The organism is Pseudazoarcus sp. NS34 (assembly GCF_059703725.1).
The window spans coordinates 644,866-663,061 of record NZ_BAAKIZ010000002.1; the positions used below are offsets into that span (position 1 = coordinate 644,866).

Genomic DNA, 18,196 nt, shown 5'->3' on the forward strand with positions numbered 1-18,196 from the left:
GATGCGCACACGCCAGGTCATGACCCTCGACGACGCCCGCAAGATTGCCGCAGCCGCTGAAGCCGAAGCGCTGAACAACGGCTGGAAAGTCGTCATCGCCGTGTGTGACGAAGGGGGCCACCTGATGTGGCTGCAGCGCCTCGATGGCGCCCAGTTGATGAGCGTCGAAGTCGCGCCCGAGAAGGCGCGTGCCAGCGTGCTGGCGCGTCGCCCCAGCAAGGCGCTCGAAGACATGGTCAACGGCGGCCGGCTGGCCGGTCTGCATCTGCCGGTGCAATGCATCGAAGGCGGCGAGCTGATCGTCGTTGATGGCGAGATTCTCGGCGCAGTCGGTGTGTCCGGTGTCAAACCGCACGAAGACGCGCAGGTTGCGCGTGCCGGCATCGCCGCAATCGGTGCAAGCTGCACCCTCTAGGCATTTCGGCGCGCGGTCTGCGGGCCGCCAACGGAGCAACACATGACGGACTTCGACCAGCAGCTCAAGGCCTTTGGCGAGCGCATTGAGAAAGAGATGGTCGAAGGCCGTCTGAACTTCCCTACCGTGCTCGACCTGTCGCTGCGCATCAAGACCGTCGCCGACGACCCGGATTCCTCGCTCGACGACATTGCCGCCATCGCCCGCGCCGAGCCGGTGCTGTCGGCCAAGGCCGTGCGCTTGGCCAATGCGGTGCAGATGAACCCGTATGGCGCTCCGGTCACCAACGTCGGTGATGCCGTCCGCCGCATCGGCCTCGATTCGCTGCGCAGTCTGGCCTTCGCCGTGGCGGCCGAGCAGGTCGCGCAGGATTTCCGCTCCCACACGCTCAAGCTCATCGCCACCGGCTTGTGGATGCACACCGTCGACATCGCCTGCTGGGCCAATGTCATCGCGCGCGAAACGCGCTCGGCCAACGCGGACGCCGCGATGTTCGCCGGCATGATGGTCGACATCGGCCAGTTCTTCCTGCTTTCGCGCGCCGCCGAATATCCAGCGCTTGAACAGGACATGGATCGCTTCGCCCAGTTCGTCAGCACCTGGAACGCCCCGGTCGGGCGCGTCATCCTCGAGGTATTCGGCCTGCCCGAGAGCATTCTCGACGCCTACCGCGACACCTCGCCCGAGATCAAGGCGTGGCCGCCGCGCAACCTCACCGAGACACTCAAACTCGCGCGCATCCTTACCGAATCGCCCAACCCCTTCGAGAATCTGCTCGGCCAGAACGCACCCAACCTCTCAGACGCCATGGCCGCCAGCAACATCGACGCATCGGAGTTGCAGGAAATGGTGGACTCGGTGCAGAACGGCCGGCGCCAGCTCATCTCATCACTGTGCGGGTGATGCGTCGTCGCGCGGGCTCCGGCGCGACTCCGTAACCCGTTCCACGCGATCTTCGCCGCACGCCGATCAGGCGCAACTTCAAGCTGCTGCCGGCACCTGTGCTTGCACGCCGCGCGCATTCACGCCGCGTGCACAACCATCCCTTCCCTGCTCCATCGAACAATGTACGGCCGCTGGCTGTAAGTACTGCCGCCGTCGCACGACCAAGCCTCACATCGGCGCGCTGGTCGCCGCGAACTCGCGCCGGCAGGCGCGCTCCAAGCCCCTACATTCCGAGGAGTTCATCATGTCCCGAACGGCTTCACATCTGACCCGCGCCCTGCTCGGCGCGGTCACTGCGCTCACCGCGCTGAGCCTGCATGCCGAAGAGCCCCGCAGTGACGGCCACGCTGTCGCCACCTTTGCCGGCGGCTGCTTCTGGTGCATGGAACCGCCCTACGACAAGCTCGACGGAGTCATCTCGACGACCTCGGGCTACACCGATGGGCGCACTCCGAACCCGACCTACAGCCTGGTTTCCAGCGGGCGCACCGGTCACACCGAGGCGATGCAGGTCGTCTACGACCCGAACAAGATCAGCTTCGAGCAATTGGTGGAGGTCTTCTGGAAGAACATCGATCCCACCGACGTGAAGGGCCAGTTCTGCGATCGCGGCGCGCACTATCGACCGACGCTGTTCTATCACGACGAAGCTCAGCGCGAAGTGGCCGAGCGCTCGAAGGCCGAGCTGGAAAAGACCAAGACGTTCAAACAGGACATCAACACCCCGATCGTGGCCGCCAGCACCTTCTACCCGGCCGAGGAGTATCACCAGGACTACTACGTGAAGAATCCGGTGCGCTACAACTTCTATCGCTCGTCCTGCGGCCGCGACAAGCGCCTGTATCAACTCTGGGGCAGCAGCAAGCCCTGATCCGGAGGAACCGACCATGCAACGACGCACTTTTCTAGGCAGTCTGGCCACATTGGCCGCCACCCCCGTGTTCGCCGCGGCACCCCAGAGCGAAACGCCCGCCATCGAGAAGCTGGTGCGCAGCGAAGAGGAATGGAAGAAGCTGCTCACGTCCGAACAGTTCGCCATACTGCGCCGCGAGGCCACCGAACGCCCGCACACCAGCCCGCTCAACGGCGAGAAGCGCAAAGGCATTTACGAATGTGTCGGCTGCGGCCTGGCGCTGTTCACGTCGGAAATGAAGTACGAATCCGGCACCGGCTGGCCGAGCTTCTACACCCACCTTCCGGGGGCGTTCGGCACCAGTCGCGACTTCAAGCTTATTTTCCCGCGCACGGAATACCACTGCGCGCGCTGCGGCGGTCACCACGGCCACGTCTTCAACGACGGCCCCAAGCCGACGGGCCAGCGCTGGTGCAACAACGGAGTGGCGCTGCGCTTCGTGCCGGACGAGGCCTGAGGGAACGCTGAATGAACTACGCCGCGGGAAAGGCGCTGCATTGCGCCTTTCCCGCGGCGTAGTTCACCGAGCGGATCAATCCGTCCAGCAGCCGCGAATTTCGAGGATGTCCGGCAAGCGCTCGATGAACAGGTCGATCAGGCGCGGATCGAAGTGTCGGCCGCGCTCGCGCTGCAGCAGCTCAACCGCTTCTTCCACTGGCCAGGCGTGCTTGTAGGGGCGCTCGCTGGTAAGCGCATCAAACACGTCGGCGATGGCAACAATGCGCGCCTCAATCGGAATGTCCTCGCCCGAAAGCCCCTTCGGATACCCCGAGCCGTCCCACTTTTCGTGGTGGCACATGGCAATGCGACGCGCCATCGCCAGCAGACCGGTGTCGTGCTCGCCGATGATGCGGACGCCGATTTCGACGTGACTGGCCATCACCTTCCATTCGTCGGCATCGAGCTTGCCCGGCTTGCGCAAGATGGCGTCGGGAATGCCGATCTTGCCCACGTCGTGCATCGGCGCGGCGTTGAGGATGGCATCCGCCATCACCTCTCCCAGCCCGGCCGCCAAGGCCAGTGCGCGTGAGTAATGGCTCATGCGGATGACGTGCTGACCGGTCTCGTCGTCCTTGTATTCTGCCGCCACACCCAGACACTGCACGATGCGCAAACGCGTCTCGACCAGTTCCTCGACGCGCACCAGACGCAGGTGGTTGCGCACGCGGGCACGCACCACCGGCGGGCTCACCGGCTTGGTGATGTAGTCCACACCGCCGGCTTCGAAACCACGCGCCTCGTCCACCGCGTCACCCAGCGCGGTCACGAAGATCACCGGAATGGACGCCGTGACGGGTGCCGCCTGCAGGGCTTCGCACACCTCGAAGCCCGTCAGCCCCGGCATCATCACGTCGAGCAGGATCAGATCGGGGCGCTCGTCCGCCACCAGTTCCAGCGCGCGCCGGCCGTCGCGCGCGAACTGCAACTGATAGTCCGCCTGCAGGATCTCGCGCAGCACATGCAGGTTGGCCGGCTCATCGTCAACCAGCAACAGGCGCGGTCGCTCATCGGTAGTGGAAGCTTGGCTCATGCTTGCTCCGGGTCGGTTGCACCATCGATCTCGGATTCGAGGCACAACACTGCAAGGTCAAAATCGAAATCATCAATGGCGGCACGCAGGTTGCGAAAGCGCTCGGGAGGCAGCAGCGCCGCCAGCGCATCCACATGCGCTGCGTCCACGCTGCCACGCCGCAGCAAGGCCAGCAGCGCCCGCGCATGCTCAAGCAGCCGGGTCTGGTCGTCGCTGCGCTCAACACGGGCGGCGCCCGCGTCATGCTGCTGCGCCAGCGCCGCGACGGCCTCGGCCAGGGCCTCGGCCAGGTCGTCGAGACGGGCGGCGACACATTCCGTCGCGCCGCCGTCGGCCAACGCAGCCTCGACTTCGGTCGCCACGCGCCGCACCCGCGGCAGCGCAAGATTCGCCGCACCACCGCGCAAGCGATGCATGGCCGCGGCAACGTCGCTGCGCTCACCACGCGCCAACGCTGATCGCGCCTTGCCCAGCGTCGCTTCGGCGCGCGCAAAAAAGCGCTGCAACGGCGCGGCCAGCGCTGCCGCGCTACCCCAGCGCCGCTCCCCCTCGACCCAGTCGATGCTCTCCTGACCGGCGCCCTTGAGCGGCGACGCGCTCGTGACTCCGCCTTCGGCACCGACATGCAGACCCAGCACCCGCGCCATCTCGCGCTGCAGTACCGGCCACTCGATGGGCTTAGAGGCAAAGCCGTCCATGCCGGCCTCGCGTGCTGCGGCACGATCCTTGTCGAGCACGCTGGCGGTCAGCGCGATGATGGGCGTGGCGCTGCGGGCCGCGCTGCGCTCGTAGTCCCGGATCATGGCGGTCGCCTCCAGACCGTCCACACCCGGCATCTGCATGTCCATCAGCACCAGGTCGTATTCACCACGGCAGAACAGACGGAAGGCCTCTTCACCGTCAACCGCTGAATGCACGGTATGGCCGGCATTGCCCAACGCCACCCGCAGCAGCTCAAGGTTCTCGGCAACATCATCGGCAACCAGCAACCGCAGCGGCGGCAGCACCGTTGCGGCAATGCCTACCGCACTGCGGGCGCTGCCCTCGGGCAGCGGGACGAACACGCCGAAGGTCGTGCCTTCGCCAAGCACGCTATGCACATCAATGCGCCCGCCCATCAGATCAACGAGCTGACGCGCAATAGTGGTGCCCAGGCCGGTGCCGCCGAAGCGCCGGCTCATCGACACATCGGCCTGTACGAAGGGATCGAAGATCAGTGCGAGGCGCTCTTCGGCAATGCCGATGCCGGTGTCGGCGATGGCGAAATACACGCCACCAGCCTGTTGCTCGACTCCCAGCGTGACGCTGCCATGCTCCGTGAATTTCACCGCATTGCCGAGCAGATTGGTGAGCACCTGACGGATGCGCAGCGCGTCACCGCGATAGAACAGCAGCGGCGAGTCATAGTTCAGCGCCAGCTTCAGCCCCTTGCGCTGCGCCTGCAGGGCAAACATCTCGACGACCTGCTGGCACAACTCGCGCAGCGAGAAATCCTCGCTTTCGAGCTCGATCGCACCTTTCTCCAGCTTTGCCGTGTCGAGCACATCGTTGAGCAGCCCGAGCAGCGAACGCGCCGCGCCATGCACGGTGCCCAGATAGCGGCGCTGGTCTTCGCGTAGCGAGGTGTCGAGCAGCAGCTCCGAGAAGCCGATGATGGCGTTCATCGGCGTGCGGATCTCATGGCTCATGTTGGCCAGGAAGGTGCTCTTGACCTCGGCCGCGCGCTCGGCCCGTTCCTTGGCCAGACGCAGATCCATTTCCATTTCGCGGCGCGCGGTGATGTCGAGGATCACGCCGTCGATCCAGCGCGCCGTGCCGTCGTCGTCGAACACGCCGCTGGCACTCTCCCAAACCCAGCGCACCCGGCCATCGCGATGCACCACGCGGTATTCGGTGACGTAGCCGGAGCCCTGCGCCAGCGCATCCGTGATGCAGTCATAAACCGGAGCGCGATCCTCCTCGTGCATGATCTGGGCGAGGCATTTTTCACCACTGATGAAATCTGCTGCCGGCCAGCCCGACAGCGCTTCGACCGCGTTACTGATGAACAGGACTTCCCAGTCACGGGTAGGCAGCGCACGGAAGGCGACACCGGGGATGTTGCGGATCAGCGAGGCGTACTGCTCTTCACGCTCGCGCAGCGATTGCTCCATCGCCTGGCGCTCGGAGATGTCGGTGATGAACCCGACGTAGAGCGCCCCCTCCACGGTCTGCGCTTCGCCTACAGCCAGACGCATCGGCATCAGGCTGCCGTCCTTGCGCAGGCCGGTGACCTCGCGCGCGGAGCCAATGATGCGTTTCTCGCCGGTGAGCCGGAAATGCGCCAGATACGCGTCGTGCGCACCTGCGTCGGGCTCGGGCATCAACATGCTCACGTTGCGCCCGATCACCTCGGAAGCCTGCCAGCCGAAGAGGCGTTCGGCCGAGGTGTTGAAGCTGATGATGCGTCCGCCTTCATCAATGGTGACGATGCCGTCCACCGCCGTATCGACGACGGCGCGCAGGTGCGCCTCCTCGTCCTGAACACGGCGGTACAGCAGCATGAAGCGCACGACGGCATTGGCCAGCGCCACCAGCATCATCAGGCCGAAACTCAACAGCGCAATCCACAGCGCCAGCCCTGAGTTGACGTCGGAATCGGCGGGCGCGGGGACGTCACCACGCCCGATGAACACCGCCGCCGCCATGCCGGTGTAGTGCATCGAGGCAATCGCCAGCCCCATTACCGTCCCGCCGGCCAGCGTTGCACGCCATTCGCCCTTGGCCGAAGCGCGCTGCACACCGAAACGAATCCACAGCGCGCCGATGGCCATCACCACGGCCACCACCAGCGATGCCAGAAACCACCACGGGTCGAGCCGCAGATCGGCGTCCATGCGAATGGCCGCCATGCCGGTGTAGTGCATGACGCCTATACCCAGGCCCACGCATACGCCGGCGATGATCAGTTCGCGCGGCGTCACACGTCCGCGCGCAAAAATGCGCAGCGCAATCCACGACGCAAAAAAGGCCGGCAAAAGAGACAGTGCAGTGATGTCCGGCGCGTAGCGCACGACGATGCCGACATCCATCGCGAGCATGCCGACGAAGTGCATGGCCCAGATGCCGCCGCCCAGGGCAGCGGCGCCGGAGAACACGGCAAAATGACGGTGGATACCGGCTGGCGCACGTCGCGCCAGCCCGCCGACCTGAAGCGCCATGCATGAGGCGGCAATGGCGATCAGCAAGGACAGGCCGACCATCCAGCCCGCATGGTGGGAGTGCAGCACCAGCGCAGGGTCATGCTGCCCGGCCAGCAGGAAGATGTGGTTCAGCATCCGTTACGGCCGGCGGTTGCCACAGCACACGGACGGGCCCCGGCATGCGAGGCGTGGGCGGAAGGATTCATGCTCATCCAGTCAGCGGATGCCGCGACCATTCTCAGGCTGCGACCGTCGGAGGAATCCTACAGCAAAGGCGGCGCAGGCCATACGCCGACGGCCGGCTGCCACAACAGTGACAAGCCGGCCGCCAATCAGCCCGAAGCGGCGTCGATCAGACGTAAAAGTCGAGCGACTCCTGCTTCTTGAGCAGATCCCGGATCTCGTACGGATCGGGCCCGAAGAAGTACACCAGGCCCCAATGAGTGCCGAAAGCCGTACGTTTGGTCACAATCTCCTCGACCGGCGGCGTCAGCTCGTGCGACTCGAAGTACGCGTGCTCTTCGGTCTCGGCCGGAATTTCCAGCTTGCTCACGACACGACGACGCGGATACACGCCGAAGCAGCCGGCATGGCCTTTGGCATCGACCACCTCGCGCGGGAAGAAGGCCTTGATTTCCTCGTCGCTGGTCTTCGGGTCGAAGGCCAGCACCAGGCCCTGATAGGCGTTGAAACCATAGGCGCGCTCGAGCAGCTCGAAGACCTTGAAGCCGGGCGGGCGATAGGCCACCTCGCCGAGGTACATCTCGTTGTCGCTGGTCACGAAGTACTCCGGGTGGATGAAGCCGAAGTCGATGTCGAAGGTCTTGATCAGCTTCTCGATCTGCTTCTCGACCAGCGGGCGCAGCTTCTCCAGCTCGGGCGTGCCCGGCACGAACACCGAATAGCCCAGCGTCACGTACTCGGACAGGTTCAGGAACATGATCTTGCCCTTGTGCACCCAGGCCTCGACCGCAAATTCCCAGCCATCGAGATGGCTTTCCATCAGCACCGGAAATTCCTCGTCCGGAATCGCATCGATTTCGTCCGGCGTGCGGATCACGCGGTGACCCAGGCAGCCGGCCTTGTCGAAGGCCTTGAGGTGGATCGGATCGTTGGGGTCACCATCGAGCTTGAGCAGGGTCTGGTTCACGCGCTTGAGAAAGCGGATCACATCGCTCTTGTCGTGCGCCTCCTCGAAGATGCCCACGCGGATGCCGCCGAGCTGGGCGCGCCGCTTCATCAGCGCCTTGTCGCGGAACAGGATGGATTGGCCGAACAGCCGCGGATTGTTCATCAGCACCGAGTTGATCGCGCCGGCCCACTCCACGGTTTCCTCAAACAGCGGGATGGCCACATCCACGCCCATGTCCTTGAGCTGCTGCGCGATTTCCATGGAACGGTCGTTGATGCGCTCGAAATCCCAGGAAACATAGGGAATGTCATGCTGGGTGCAGTATTCCTCGGCCCACGGCGGCGCGACCACGACGTAGCGGCGGTCGAAACGTTCCAGCGCATCGACGGCGTTGAGACTCCAGCCCAGCAGGGCCACATAGCCTTTCTCGGGATTCTTTTGCATGTTCGGTTCCTTGTCGTTTCGTCGCGGCAAGCGGGACGCTGCGGGGCGGTTGGCCCCTGGTCGCCTCAAGCGAGCGAATGCATCGGTGGGATGCAGGTTGTCGTCGGGCCGCTCGTGGCGGACAACGAAGTGAGTCGGCAATGCGGCGCAATGGCTGGCCGCGACCGGGGGTGCTGCAGAGACCGACCGAAGCCGGAATATGGACGCCGGCAACTGCCGGCATGGTGAAGCGTGGGGAAAGTGCAATCGACGCTCAGCGCGTCAAGCCGACTTCCTCGGGCTCTTTAAAATGCCCTGCCCTGCCGCCCTCGTCAACCGACGGCCGGCCCGGAAAGTGCGGGTTCAGACGGGCCCGGCAGCCTGCAGTCTGTCCGTATCCGGCTCGATGCGATCACGCGCCCAGCTCTCTTCAGCCATGCGCCGCACCTCGGCCACAGCCTCGGCCGGAACGCTGTCGGCATGGCCCGGTTCGAGCGGGTCGTAGTGGAAGATGTACAAGCGTGAAGCCAGTTGCGCAAAGGGCAAGGACGACTCGCCGAAGTACTCGCCGTTGCCTTCGGTCGACACCACCACGCCGCAGCCCCAGTCCTGTCCGCCATCGTTGTTGGGGTTGTAGAAATAGGCGCGCATCTCGCCGCGCATGTCGAGCGCGCTGCGAATCAGCGTAATGGCATGCCAGCCGACGAAACGCCCGCTCGAATCCGTAACGGCCACACCGGCCGGCTGCAGGTGGATCTGCGGCTGATTGCCGTTGTAGTACGGATGGTAGGACGCATGGAAGGCACGCACGAAGCCGTCGTAATCGGCCAGCCGCCCGCTCGCCACGTCCACCGCAATGGCGAAGCCGCGGCCCACCCACCAGCCGTGAAACTCGGGGTTGATCCACTTGTGCGGATCCTCGGCACGCGCCACCGCGAGCCGCCCCATGCCTAGATAGATGCGATCCAGGTGCGGCACCAGCACCAGCGACACGGCATCGAGATCGAGGTGCATCGCGTCCACCAGCCCAGCCGGCAATTCCGACGAATCCAGCGGCGAGCCTTCGAAATGCATGGTGATCGCGTCGTCACGTGCCGCCCAGGCCAGCAGCTGCATCAGGTAATCCGGGTCGTTGTAGGCCCACATCGAAATCGCGCGGGCGCTCTGGCAGGTCGGGTTGTGGCCCTGGCCCACGCCGAAAGGCTGGCCCAGCACATTGAGCAGACCCGCCAGCAGATGCACCTTGGGCGCCACCGTCGTGCCGAACACGCCGGCAATCAGCGCGGCCGTTTTGGCATGCAGCGGCAGGCGAATCTGCCGCCACAAGGCTGGCGCGACCGGCGGCGAGAACAGGATGCCGCGTTCGAGCAGGCAGGACAGGCCGTAGATCGCCTGACAGGTTTCCGGATAAACAGCCTCGTCGATCAGCGCGCGGATCAGCTCGACGTAGGTCAGCAAGGTGTCGGTGCCGGTCGCGCTCAGACCCAGCGCGGTCGGCAGCAGATCGGGCTGCTGTTCGAGCAGCCAACGCACCAGCGCCGCGTGATAGACCGACACCAGCCCGGTATCGGCCATCGAGCGCGCAAAGCCGCCGGCCTCCTGCTTGAGCGTCTGCGCATCCATGTGCGACAGCGCCTCACGGTAGGCCTCCAGGCCCGGATCGTATTGCGTGGCCTGGGTCGGGCCGAACAGCGCGCTGGTCAGCCGATCCGCGCCGCGCAGGCTGTTGACGTCGGTTTCGGGGTCGGCCAGCACGACGGCCAGCTTGGTGATCATGGTCTTCGCGCCATCGACCTTGACCGGGCGCTGACGCAGGGTGCGCCACACCTCGTCGACAAGCTGTTCGAGCATCGAGTCGTAGCCGATGCGCTCCGCGATGAAGGCAAAGACCTGGCGTGCCGCGACGGTGCGGCGCTCGCGCGCGGCCTCGGTGGCGCGGTCGAAGACGTAGTCCAGATTGACCGCCAGCGCCTCGCGCAGGAAACGCACGGCCTGCTCGGAGGCGATACCCGGGTGGCGCGCACGCCCTTCGGCCAGCGCCAGCCAGCGCAGCAGGCTCAGGCATTCGACCGCAACGGTGCGCTCCTCGCCGAACTGCAACGTCGAGGGAATCAGTTGCGCCTGCAGGCTGCCAGGCTCGGCCCAGTCACTGCCGTCGAACACGCCCGCGTCCTGGAAGCGGCCGGCACATTCGGCCAGCACCTCGACGCCACCGGGCAACGCGAGCAAGCGGCTGGCGGCGTCGATCGTCTCGATGGCAAGCGCTGCCTTGGCGACGCGACTCGCCTGTTCGAGGCGCGAAAAGCAACGCTCGAAACGCGAAACGGCAAGCTGCAGGCGATCGGAGGAATCTGTAGGAAGGGGGATATCTGACATCTGCGGGACGGGACGGCGGGCTGCCGCTTCGGCATTTGCAAGGCAAGCAAAGCGGCATAACGGCGTCCACCATACACCAGCGGCACCTGCCGTGCCGCCGGCGTCCCGCAGCGCGCCCTCAACCGGCGACGCGATCTTCGAGCGTGGGATAGTCGATATACCCCTCGGCCCCACCACCGTAGAACAGCTTGCGCCGCGGAGTGTTGAGCGGCGCATCCTCGCGCAAGCGCCGCACCAGATCGGGGTTGGCGAGGAAGGGCACGCCGAAGGCCACCAGGTCCGCGTCGCCGGATTCCACGGTCTGCATGGCCAGCGCGCGGTCGTAGCCGTTGTTCACGATCCACGCCCCGGGAAAGGATTTGCGCAGCGCGGCGTAGTCAAAGGCCTGACCTGCGCCATCGGGCTCGCGCACCCCGCCCGTCTCGCCTTCGACGACGTGCATATAGGCCAGCCCGAGCGGCGCCAGCGCACGCACGACGTAGCCATACAGCGCCTGCGGGTCGCTGTCGCGCGGCGTGTCGTTGAAGGTGGTCATCGGGCTCAGGCGCAGGCCGCAACAACCGGCGCCGATCTCGTCGGCCACCGCGCGCACCACCTCGATGAGCAGGCGCGCGCGGTTCTCGATGCTGCCGCCGTAGGGGCCGCTGCGGTCGTTCACGCTGTCACGCAGGAACTGCTCGAGCAGATAGGTGTTGGCCGCGTGCACCTCGATGCCGTCGAAACCGGCTGCGATGGCGTTGCGCGCCGCACGGCGGTAATCGTCGATCAGCGCCGGGATTTCGTCGTCGCGCAGCGCCCGCGGCGTGGAGGTCGGGACGAATCCCTCACGCGTGACGGTCTTGGCGTTGGCCGCCTGGCTGGTGGACGACACCGGCTGTGCGCCGTCCGGCAGCAGCGAGGTGTGCGAGATGCGGCCGACGTGCCACAACTGGATGACGATGCGCCCGCCCTCGGCGTGCACGGCATCGGTAACCTTCTTCCACGCCGCCACCTGCTCGGCGCTGTAAATGCCCGGCGTGTCGATATAGCCCTGCCCCATCGGGCTGATCTGGCTGGCTTCGGTGATGATCAGGCCGGCGCTGGCGCGCTGGCGGTAGTACTCGACAGTCATGTCATCGGGCACGCAGTTGCGCGCGCGGTTGCGCGTCAGCGGCGCCATCACGATACGGTTGGCGAGCTCGATGTCGCCGATGCGGAGGGGGTCGAACAGCGTGCTCATGTGCTTCCTTGTACTGCTGTTGATCGAGGCCGGTTGGAGCGCGGCGCGGTGAAATCGTTCGCTCACTCCAGCGAGCCGCTGTCACCTTCGACGCTCGCGCTCATTCTCGACGTCCACAGCAGGATCGGGAACCCATGCCTCAGGCTAGAATCGGACGCCTGCCACATCACGCTCCGGAGCCCCGCTTGCCGTCCGATTCGTCCGCCCCGCCCTGGCGCAAGAAGCTGCGCACGCTGATCCTCGGCCCCTCGCCCGAAGACCATATCGGCCGCAAACCCTTCGTCGCGCCCAAACGGGGGCTCAAGCTGTTCGGCAGCAAGGCTGACGAAGTGCCGCCCGCGCCCTACGTGCCGCCCGATTCACCTGGCTTCCGCCGCATGTTCGCGCGCGACCAGCTCACGCTCGGCCTGTTCTTCGCCATCGACAACTACGACGCCGACCTGCCCGACATGAGCCGTCAGGTGGAGCTGGCCAAGCGCGCTGACGATCTCGGCTTTGCCGCGTTGTGGACGCGCGACGTGCCGCTGCGCGACCCGAGCTTCGGCGACGTCGGGCAAATCTACGATCCGTGGGTGTGGCTGGGGCTGATCACTGGCGCCACGCGCAACATCACGCTGGCCACCGGCTCCATCGTGTTTCCGCTATCGCACCCGATCACGCTGGCCAAGGCGGCCGCCTCGGTCGACCAGCTCTCCGGCGGGCGCCTGTTTCTCGGCATCGCATCCGGCGACCGCGCCGTGGAATTTCCGGCTTTCGGGCTGGAGATCGAGCAACGTGGCGACGTCTTCCGCGAATCGCTGCTGTACTTCAACCGCCTGCTCTACGAGAGCTTCCCGCGCATCGACTCCCCGCTGGGCAAGCTCGAAAAGGCCGACCTCATCCCCAAGGCGCGCTTCAACCGCATTCCCGTCGGCATCACCGGCCACTGCCGGCAAGACCCCGACTGGATCGCCGCGCACTGCGACGCCTGGATCATGTACGCCAACAGCCCGAGCACGCAGCAGATCGTCATGCGCACCTGGCGTGACGCCGTGCGCAACAGCGGCGTGGACTTCAAGCCCTTCGCTCAGCCGTTGCACATTGACCTCGCCGACGATCCGAATGAAAAGCAGAAGCCGCTGCGCGCCGGCTTTCGGCTCGGACGCAACCTGCTCGTCGAGCTATTGGAAGAACTGCGCGGCGTGGGCGTGAACCACGTCATGTTCAACTTCAAACGCGGCCAACGCCCCGCCGCCGAAGTCATGGAAGAAGTCGGCCAGGAAGTACTGCCGCTGTTTCCCAGCCACACCACGAGCGACTGACTCCGCCCTGTCATTGCGAGCGCAGCGAAGCAATCTCCGAACGCCGAAACTTCACAGCACTACGAGATTGCTTCGTCGCTGCGCTTCTCGCAATGACGCACTTGCCCGTCCGGCGCCGCAGCTCACACCCGCACATCCAGCCCCGCCCAACCCACCGACTCGACCAGCGCCTTCAATTGCGGCGGGCGGTAGGCCTCATCCGCTTCATAGCGCCGCTTCACACTCGGGTGAATGCGCGTCGGCTTGCCCTCCACAATCAGCGGCCGGTCGAGCGGGCTCTTGAAGCGGTAGATGTGGCGCCGCGACTTGTGCGTGCCGGCCAGCGTGCCGTCGGAGAGCGAAGCGCGCAGATGCGGCTCCACGCCCAGCCCCGCCTGCTCGGCCTCGTCCAGCATCCAGCCCAGCGGCACGTCGGACGCAAAGCAACCCGTGTCCTTGTCCGGCGGGTAGGAACCGCCCACGTCCGAATGCACGCCGGCAAACCACACCTGCTTCAGATTCACCTCCGTCCGCGGCGTCCACACCGTCGGCTCGAAATCCTGCCGCCGCTCGTCAATCGCCAGCGCATGGCGCGCGAACTTCACGTTGGCCCCCATCTTGGTGTCGTAGAACTCGTCCCGCCCCTCAAAGAGCCCCATCAGCGAGAACGGAATACCCAGCGCGCCCACCGTGTCCCACACGCCCACGAAATGCACCTCGCGCGAGGCATAGCTGTGCTTCGCGCGAAACTCCACCGACCTCACACCGTCCGGGTGGAAGTCATTGTTCGGGTTCTTGTAGATCTTCCACGCCTCGACAATCAGCCGCGCATCCACTCGCCTCAGGATTCCACAGTTGTTGATCAGCCCACACAGCGCCCGCACCGTATAGGCCCCGCGACTGAAACCGAACAGATAAATCCGGTCGCCCTCGGCGTAGTTCTGCACGAGGTAGAGATAGCCATCCAGAATGTTCTTGTGCAGCCCCTGCCCCGTCGCACCCGCAATCGCCGCATCGTGATACGAGCCGATACCCCAGTCGTAGAACACATGCTGCTTCGCCCCGCCCCCCACCGGATCAATCGCCCGCGCCAGCCTCAGCACGTTGGTGGGGTACTCCTTCGCGAGGTCTTCCTCCGGGCGGTTCCAGGTGCCGTCGGCACAGATGACGAGGTTGGCCATGGCTTGCACTCCTGTTCATGACGTGATCATCAAGGAGTGATAGCACCCGGAACACGAGGTAGCAAAACCCGCGCAACGCCAGCGCTGCAGCCCAGACCGTGTGTGCCACGAGTCAGTCGGTCAAGAGAGGGGGTTGCGCAACCTCATCCTGAGCACCTTGGCCAAGGTACAGGCGGAAGGCGTGACTTTAGATGAAGCAGCAACTCTCGGCGGCAAAGATATGGCTACGTTACTTGGCCACTTTGCGGCGATGATTGAGCCTCAACTTAACCACTAGACCACACAACTCCCTATGACACCCCCACCCAACAAGCCACGCAGCCGCCGTCTTCGCAAGAAGATGCATGTCGACGAATTCAAGGAATACGGCTTCGACTATGAAGTCCGCCTCAATGCCGAACTCACGCCGGAACAGGAAGGCACGTTATTCGACCGCTTCCTTGATGAAGTTATTGATGCGAGAGACCTTGCCCTCGGCGGCGGGCTGTCCGGCGGCTTTGTGTGCTATTTCGAGCGGAGGTCCGCCACAGACGAAGATCGCACGGCGGTCGGCGAATGGTTGCGGGCGAATCTTCCGGCAGAGTCTGTGAGCGTAGGCGAGCTGAGAGACGTCTGGTACTCCACGAAAAAAACGGCCTGAGCGTAGCCAAAGTGACCCGAGGCAAGCCACTTCGGGGGTTCACCCTCGTCGCCAAGAACTCGCTGCACACAACATGTCACTCTCGACGCTGATACAACGCATCCGAACCGAGCAGAACCTGACCTGCGAAGTGCCGGACGCCGATCCATCCAATGGCAACGAGTGTGCGCGTTTTCTGTTCGTGCTGGAGGCGCCGGGCCCGCAAGCGGTCGCGAGCGGCTTTGTTTCGTTGAACAACAACGACCAGACGGCAAGGAATCTGCGCAATCAATTGGAGGCGGCTGGCATCAATGCGAGGGCCATAGCGCTCTGGAATGTCGTGCCGTGGTATCTGGGAAACGCCGACAAGACACGAATCCGCAGCGCGAACTCTTCTGATGTACAACAAGGACTTGCCTATCTTTCAGAGGCCGTCGCGATGATGACCGCTCTCGAATTCATCGTGCTCGTTGGTGGCGCCGCGCGACAAGCACATATCCACCTTTCAAGCAGAACCACGGCCCGAATTCTCAGCTGCCACCACCCATCGCCGCGCGTTCAGAACACCAATCCCCGCGCAGTGGCGGAGAACATCGAGGTGTTTCGCCACATGGCCATGCACGGCCGAAGTTAATAGCGAAAGGGCGGGCATACGTTACGCCTGCGATCCGCACTACCACCCCATCTATCCACAATCCCTGTGGATAGCCCTGGGGACAGCCCCTGAGCAAACGCCGCAAGCCCTTGATGGGGCATCACCCGTGCCGGCTGCCCAAGCATGAGGCGTCCGCCTCCGTAAAAGGCGCAACTGCGCGCTTGGCACGCTCGCGCTATGGTTGCGGCTACGTCATCGAGAGGAGCTGCCATGACCCGCCTGACCGCCGATCAGCTTGAGCTGCAGACCCGCGCGCGTGAGCTCGCGCAGAGCCGTTTCGCCCCCACCGCCGCCGAGACCGACCTCACCGAGGAATACCCATGGGACAACATCGCGCTGCTGCGCGACGCGGGCTTTGTCGGCATGACGCTGCCGCGTGAGCTGGGCGGTCAGGGGCGCAGTTATCTGGACGCGGTGATCGTGATCGAGGAGATGGCCAAGGCCTGCGCGACCATGGGGCGCATCACGGTCGAGACCAATATGGGCGCGATCGGCGCCATCGTGCGTTACGGCACGCCAGAGCAGGCCAAGCTCGCGGCCGGGCTGGTGCTGGAAGGTGACAAGCCGGCGATCTGCATTACCGAGCCGAAGGCCGGCAGTGCGGCGAGCCAGATGACGACGCGTGCCGACCGCCGTGGCGACCACTACGTGCTCAACGGCGAGAAATACTGGATCACCGGCGGCGGCGTGTCGCGGCTGCATCTGATCTTTGCGCGGGTGTTTGACGACGGCATGGAGCAAGGCATTGGTGCCTTCATCTGCGTACGCGACGACAAGGGGCCGGAGGGGCTGATCGTGGGCCGGCGGCTGTACGCGATGGGTGTGCGCGGCATCCCGGAGACCTATCTGGAGTTCCGCGACCTCAAGATTCACAAGTCGATGATGGTCGTGCCGCCGGGCGGGCTCAAACGCGGTTTTGCGTCGCTGATGACGGCCTACAACGCGCAGCGGGTGGGCGCCGGTACGGTGGCGCTGGGCATTGCGCAGCGCGCGTTCGAGGAAGGTGTGGCGTATCTGAAGACGCGCGAGCAGTTCGGCCGGCCAATTGCGGAATTCCAGGGCCTGCAGTGGATGGCGGCCGATATGTCGACGCAACTGGAAGCCGCGCGTCTGCTGCTGCACGACGCGGCCACCAGCGGCGAGCAGTTCCCCGATCTCGACCGCGCGGCGCGCGCCAAGCTGTTTGCGGCGGAGACGGCCAACAAGGTGGTGAATGACGCGCTGCAGTTCTTCGGCTCGTCCGGCTACGGGCGCGATCAGCCGATGGAGCGCCATGTGCGCGACGCGCGCATGTTCACGATTGCCGGCGGCACGGCGCAAATCCTGCGCACGCAGATCGCGGCTCAGGTGCTGGGCATGCGGCTGCCGCAGACGCGCGATGGTTACGTTGGGCTGGCCGAGGACAAGGGCGGCGCCTGAGCGGATACACGCCGCGCAGCCTGGGCCAGTGCGCGCGACAGGGTAGCGGCGCCGGAATAGCCGGACAGACCCGCGGCACGCTTGAGCCCGGCCCCGCCTTCGATGGCGCGGCGCGCAATCGCCAGCCGCAGGCGGTTCAGGTACGCACCCGGCGGGCAATGCAGCAGATCGCGGAAACGGTTGGCAAACGCGGTGCGCGACATGCCGGCTTCGTCGGCCAGGCGTTCCAGCGTCCAGCCCTGTTCTGGCGCAGCGTGCATGGCGACCAGTGCGCGGGCGATGCGCACGTCAGCGAGGCCGCTGAACAGCCCGCCGTCGGTGCCCGGATGCGCGATCAGGTGGCGCAGCAGGCCGATGAACAGGATGTCTCCAGCGCGTTCAAGCAGCACCGGCTGACCGCAGCGCGGCGCGGCAATCTCGGCGGCAATGAGTTGCACGATGGTCTGCAGCGCACCGTCGCAGCCCGCCAGCGGCACGACCAGGGCGGCGCCGAATTCCTCCAGCAACAGCGGCCCGACGGGGCCGGCAAACCGCGCGCGGATGCAGGCCAGACCGGCATGCGCAGCGGCATCGAGCGGTTCCACCACGGTCTGCGGATACGGGCGACACACCACCACGGCCGGGCCGACGATGCATTCCTCCACCCTGCCCGGCGCCACAACTTGCGCCGTGCCGTCGGTCAACAGATACAGCAGCAAGGCCTGCTCGTCCGAAGCATCGAGCGGCGTGACTGCCTCCCGCGCCGCGCAGGCGACCTCGAACTGCGGGGCGAGCCCCTGCAACAGGGCGGACAGGCGATCCAGTCGGGCGGGTGTGTTCATATGTACGGAATGCAATGTTTTTAGTCCGATGAGTTGCGCATCGTACGCCACACTGGCAACGTAGTCACACACTCAGGAGACCCGC

Annotated in this window: 16 protein-coding genes; 9 read left to right on the forward strand and 7 right to left on the reverse strand. The window is 65.2% G+C overall.

Annotated features, from left to right (window positions below):
* Nucleotide 1: 1 nt before the first annotated feature.
* The 4 genes from AC6H0N_RS09580 (at nt 2) to msrB (ending at nt 2,730) form a co-directional block, all read left to right on the forward strand.
* Nucleotides 2-415 (forward strand): GlcG/HbpS family heme-binding protein, encoded by a 414-nt coding sequence (locus AC6H0N_RS09580; protein ID WP_497573867.1) that lies wholly within the window; start codon nt 2-4, stop codon nt 413-415.
* Between the two features lie 42 nt (nt 416-457).
* On the forward strand, nt 458-1,318 hold the full coding sequence (locus tag AC6H0N_RS09585; RefSeq protein ID WP_497573868.1) for an HDOD domain-containing protein: 861 nt from the start codon (nt 458-460) through the stop codon (nt 1,316-1,318).
* 286 nt (nt 1,319-1,604) lie between these two features.
* The gene (gene msrA, locus AC6H0N_RS09590; protein WP_497573869.1) at nt 1,605-2,231 is read left to right on the forward strand and encodes a peptide-methionine (S)-S-oxide reductase MsrA; all 627 of its coding nucleotides are present in this window, start codon (nt 1,605-1,607) and stop codon (nt 2,229-2,231) included.
* 16 nt (nt 2,232-2,247) lie between these two features.
* Entirely contained in the window at nt 2,248-2,730 is a 483-nt protein-coding gene (gene msrB, locus AC6H0N_RS09595; protein ID WP_497573870.1) for a peptide-methionine (R)-S-oxide reductase MsrB, read from the forward strand.
* A 75-nt stretch (nt 2,731-2,805) separates the two neighbouring features.
* Here the strand turns inward: msrB and AC6H0N_RS09600 are convergent, their stop codons facing one another.
* The 5 genes from AC6H0N_RS09600 to AC6H0N_RS09620 form a co-directional block, all read right to left on the reverse strand.
* Complete coding sequence (locus tag AC6H0N_RS09600) at nt 2,806-3,804, reverse strand: HD-GYP domain-containing protein (protein ID WP_497573871.1); 999 nt, start codon at nt 3,802-3,804, stop codon at nt 2,806-2,808.
* Nucleotides 3,801-7,121 (reverse strand): PAS domain S-box protein, encoded by a 3,321-nt coding sequence (locus AC6H0N_RS09605; RefSeq protein ID WP_497573872.1) that lies wholly within the window; start codon nt 7,119-7,121, stop codon nt 3,801-3,803. The genes AC6H0N_RS09600 and AC6H0N_RS09605 overlap by 4 nt, the downstream gene beginning before the upstream one ends.
* Before the next feature lie 217 nt (nt 7,122-7,338).
* Complete coding sequence (locus AC6H0N_RS09610) at nt 7,339-8,562, reverse strand: ATP-grasp domain-containing protein (RefSeq protein WP_497573873.1); 1,224 nt, start codon at nt 8,560-8,562, stop codon at nt 7,339-7,341.
* Between the two features lie 342 nt (nt 8,563-8,904).
* Entirely contained in the window at nt 8,905-10,917 is a 2,013-nt protein-coding gene (locus AC6H0N_RS09615; RefSeq protein ID WP_497573874.1) for a hypothetical protein, read from the reverse strand.
* A 118-nt stretch (nt 10,918-11,035) separates the two neighbouring features.
* Nucleotides 11,036-12,136 (reverse strand): alkene reductase, encoded by a 1,101-nt coding sequence (locus tag AC6H0N_RS09620; RefSeq protein ID WP_497573875.1) that lies wholly within the window; start codon nt 12,134-12,136, stop codon nt 11,036-11,038.
* Between the two features lie 185 nt (nt 12,137-12,321).
* Between AC6H0N_RS09620 and AC6H0N_RS09625 the strand changes: the two genes are divergently transcribed.
* Nucleotides 12,322-13,437 (forward strand): LLM class oxidoreductase, encoded by a 1,116-nt coding sequence (locus AC6H0N_RS09625; RefSeq protein WP_497573876.1) that lies wholly within the window; start codon nt 12,322-12,324, stop codon nt 13,435-13,437.
* Nucleotides 13,438-13,559: 122 nt separating this feature from the next.
* Here AC6H0N_RS09625 and AC6H0N_RS09630 read toward each other — a convergent pair whose 3' ends face one another.
* The gene (locus tag AC6H0N_RS09630) at nt 13,560-14,597 is read right to left on the reverse strand and encodes a T6SS phospholipase effector Tle1-like catalytic domain-containing protein (RefSeq protein ID WP_497573877.1); all 1,038 of its coding nucleotides are present in this window, start codon (nt 14,595-14,597) and stop codon (nt 13,560-13,562) included.
* 133 nt (nt 14,598-14,730) lie between these two features.
* Between AC6H0N_RS09630 and AC6H0N_RS09635 the strand changes: the two genes are divergently transcribed.
* The 4 genes from AC6H0N_RS09635 (at nt 14,731) to acdA (ending at nt 17,290) form a co-directional block, all read left to right on the forward strand.
* Nucleotides 14,731-14,874 (forward strand): hypothetical protein, encoded by a 144-nt coding sequence (locus AC6H0N_RS09635; RefSeq protein ID WP_497573878.1) that lies wholly within the window; start codon nt 14,731-14,733, stop codon nt 14,872-14,874.
* A 15-nt stretch (nt 14,875-14,889) separates the two neighbouring features.
* The gene (locus tag AC6H0N_RS09640) at nt 14,890-15,237 is read left to right on the forward strand and encodes a YggL 50S ribosome-binding family protein (protein ID WP_497573879.1); all 348 of its coding nucleotides are present in this window, start codon (nt 14,890-14,892) and stop codon (nt 15,235-15,237) included.
* 73 nt (nt 15,238-15,310) lie between these two features.
* On the forward strand, nt 15,311-15,850 hold the full coding sequence (locus AC6H0N_RS09645; RefSeq protein ID WP_497573880.1) for a uracil-DNA glycosylase: 540 nt from the start codon (nt 15,311-15,313) through the stop codon (nt 15,848-15,850).
* A 231-nt stretch (nt 15,851-16,081) separates the two neighbouring features.
* A complete protein-coding gene (acdA, locus tag AC6H0N_RS09650) occupies nt 16,082-17,290 on the forward strand; it encodes a 3-sulfinopropanoyl-CoA desulfinase (protein ID WP_497573881.1) in 1,209 nt (402 codons plus the stop codon).
* On the opposite strand, the gene AC6H0N_RS09655 is transcribed toward acdA, so the two are convergent.
* Nucleotides 17,254-18,111, reverse strand: a complete 858-nt coding sequence (locus AC6H0N_RS09655) for a helix-turn-helix domain-containing protein (protein WP_497573882.1) — start codon at nt 18,109-18,111, stop codon at nt 17,254-17,256. The genes acdA and AC6H0N_RS09655 overlap by 37 nt on opposite strands.
* Nucleotides 18,112-18,196: the final 85 nt, after the last annotated feature.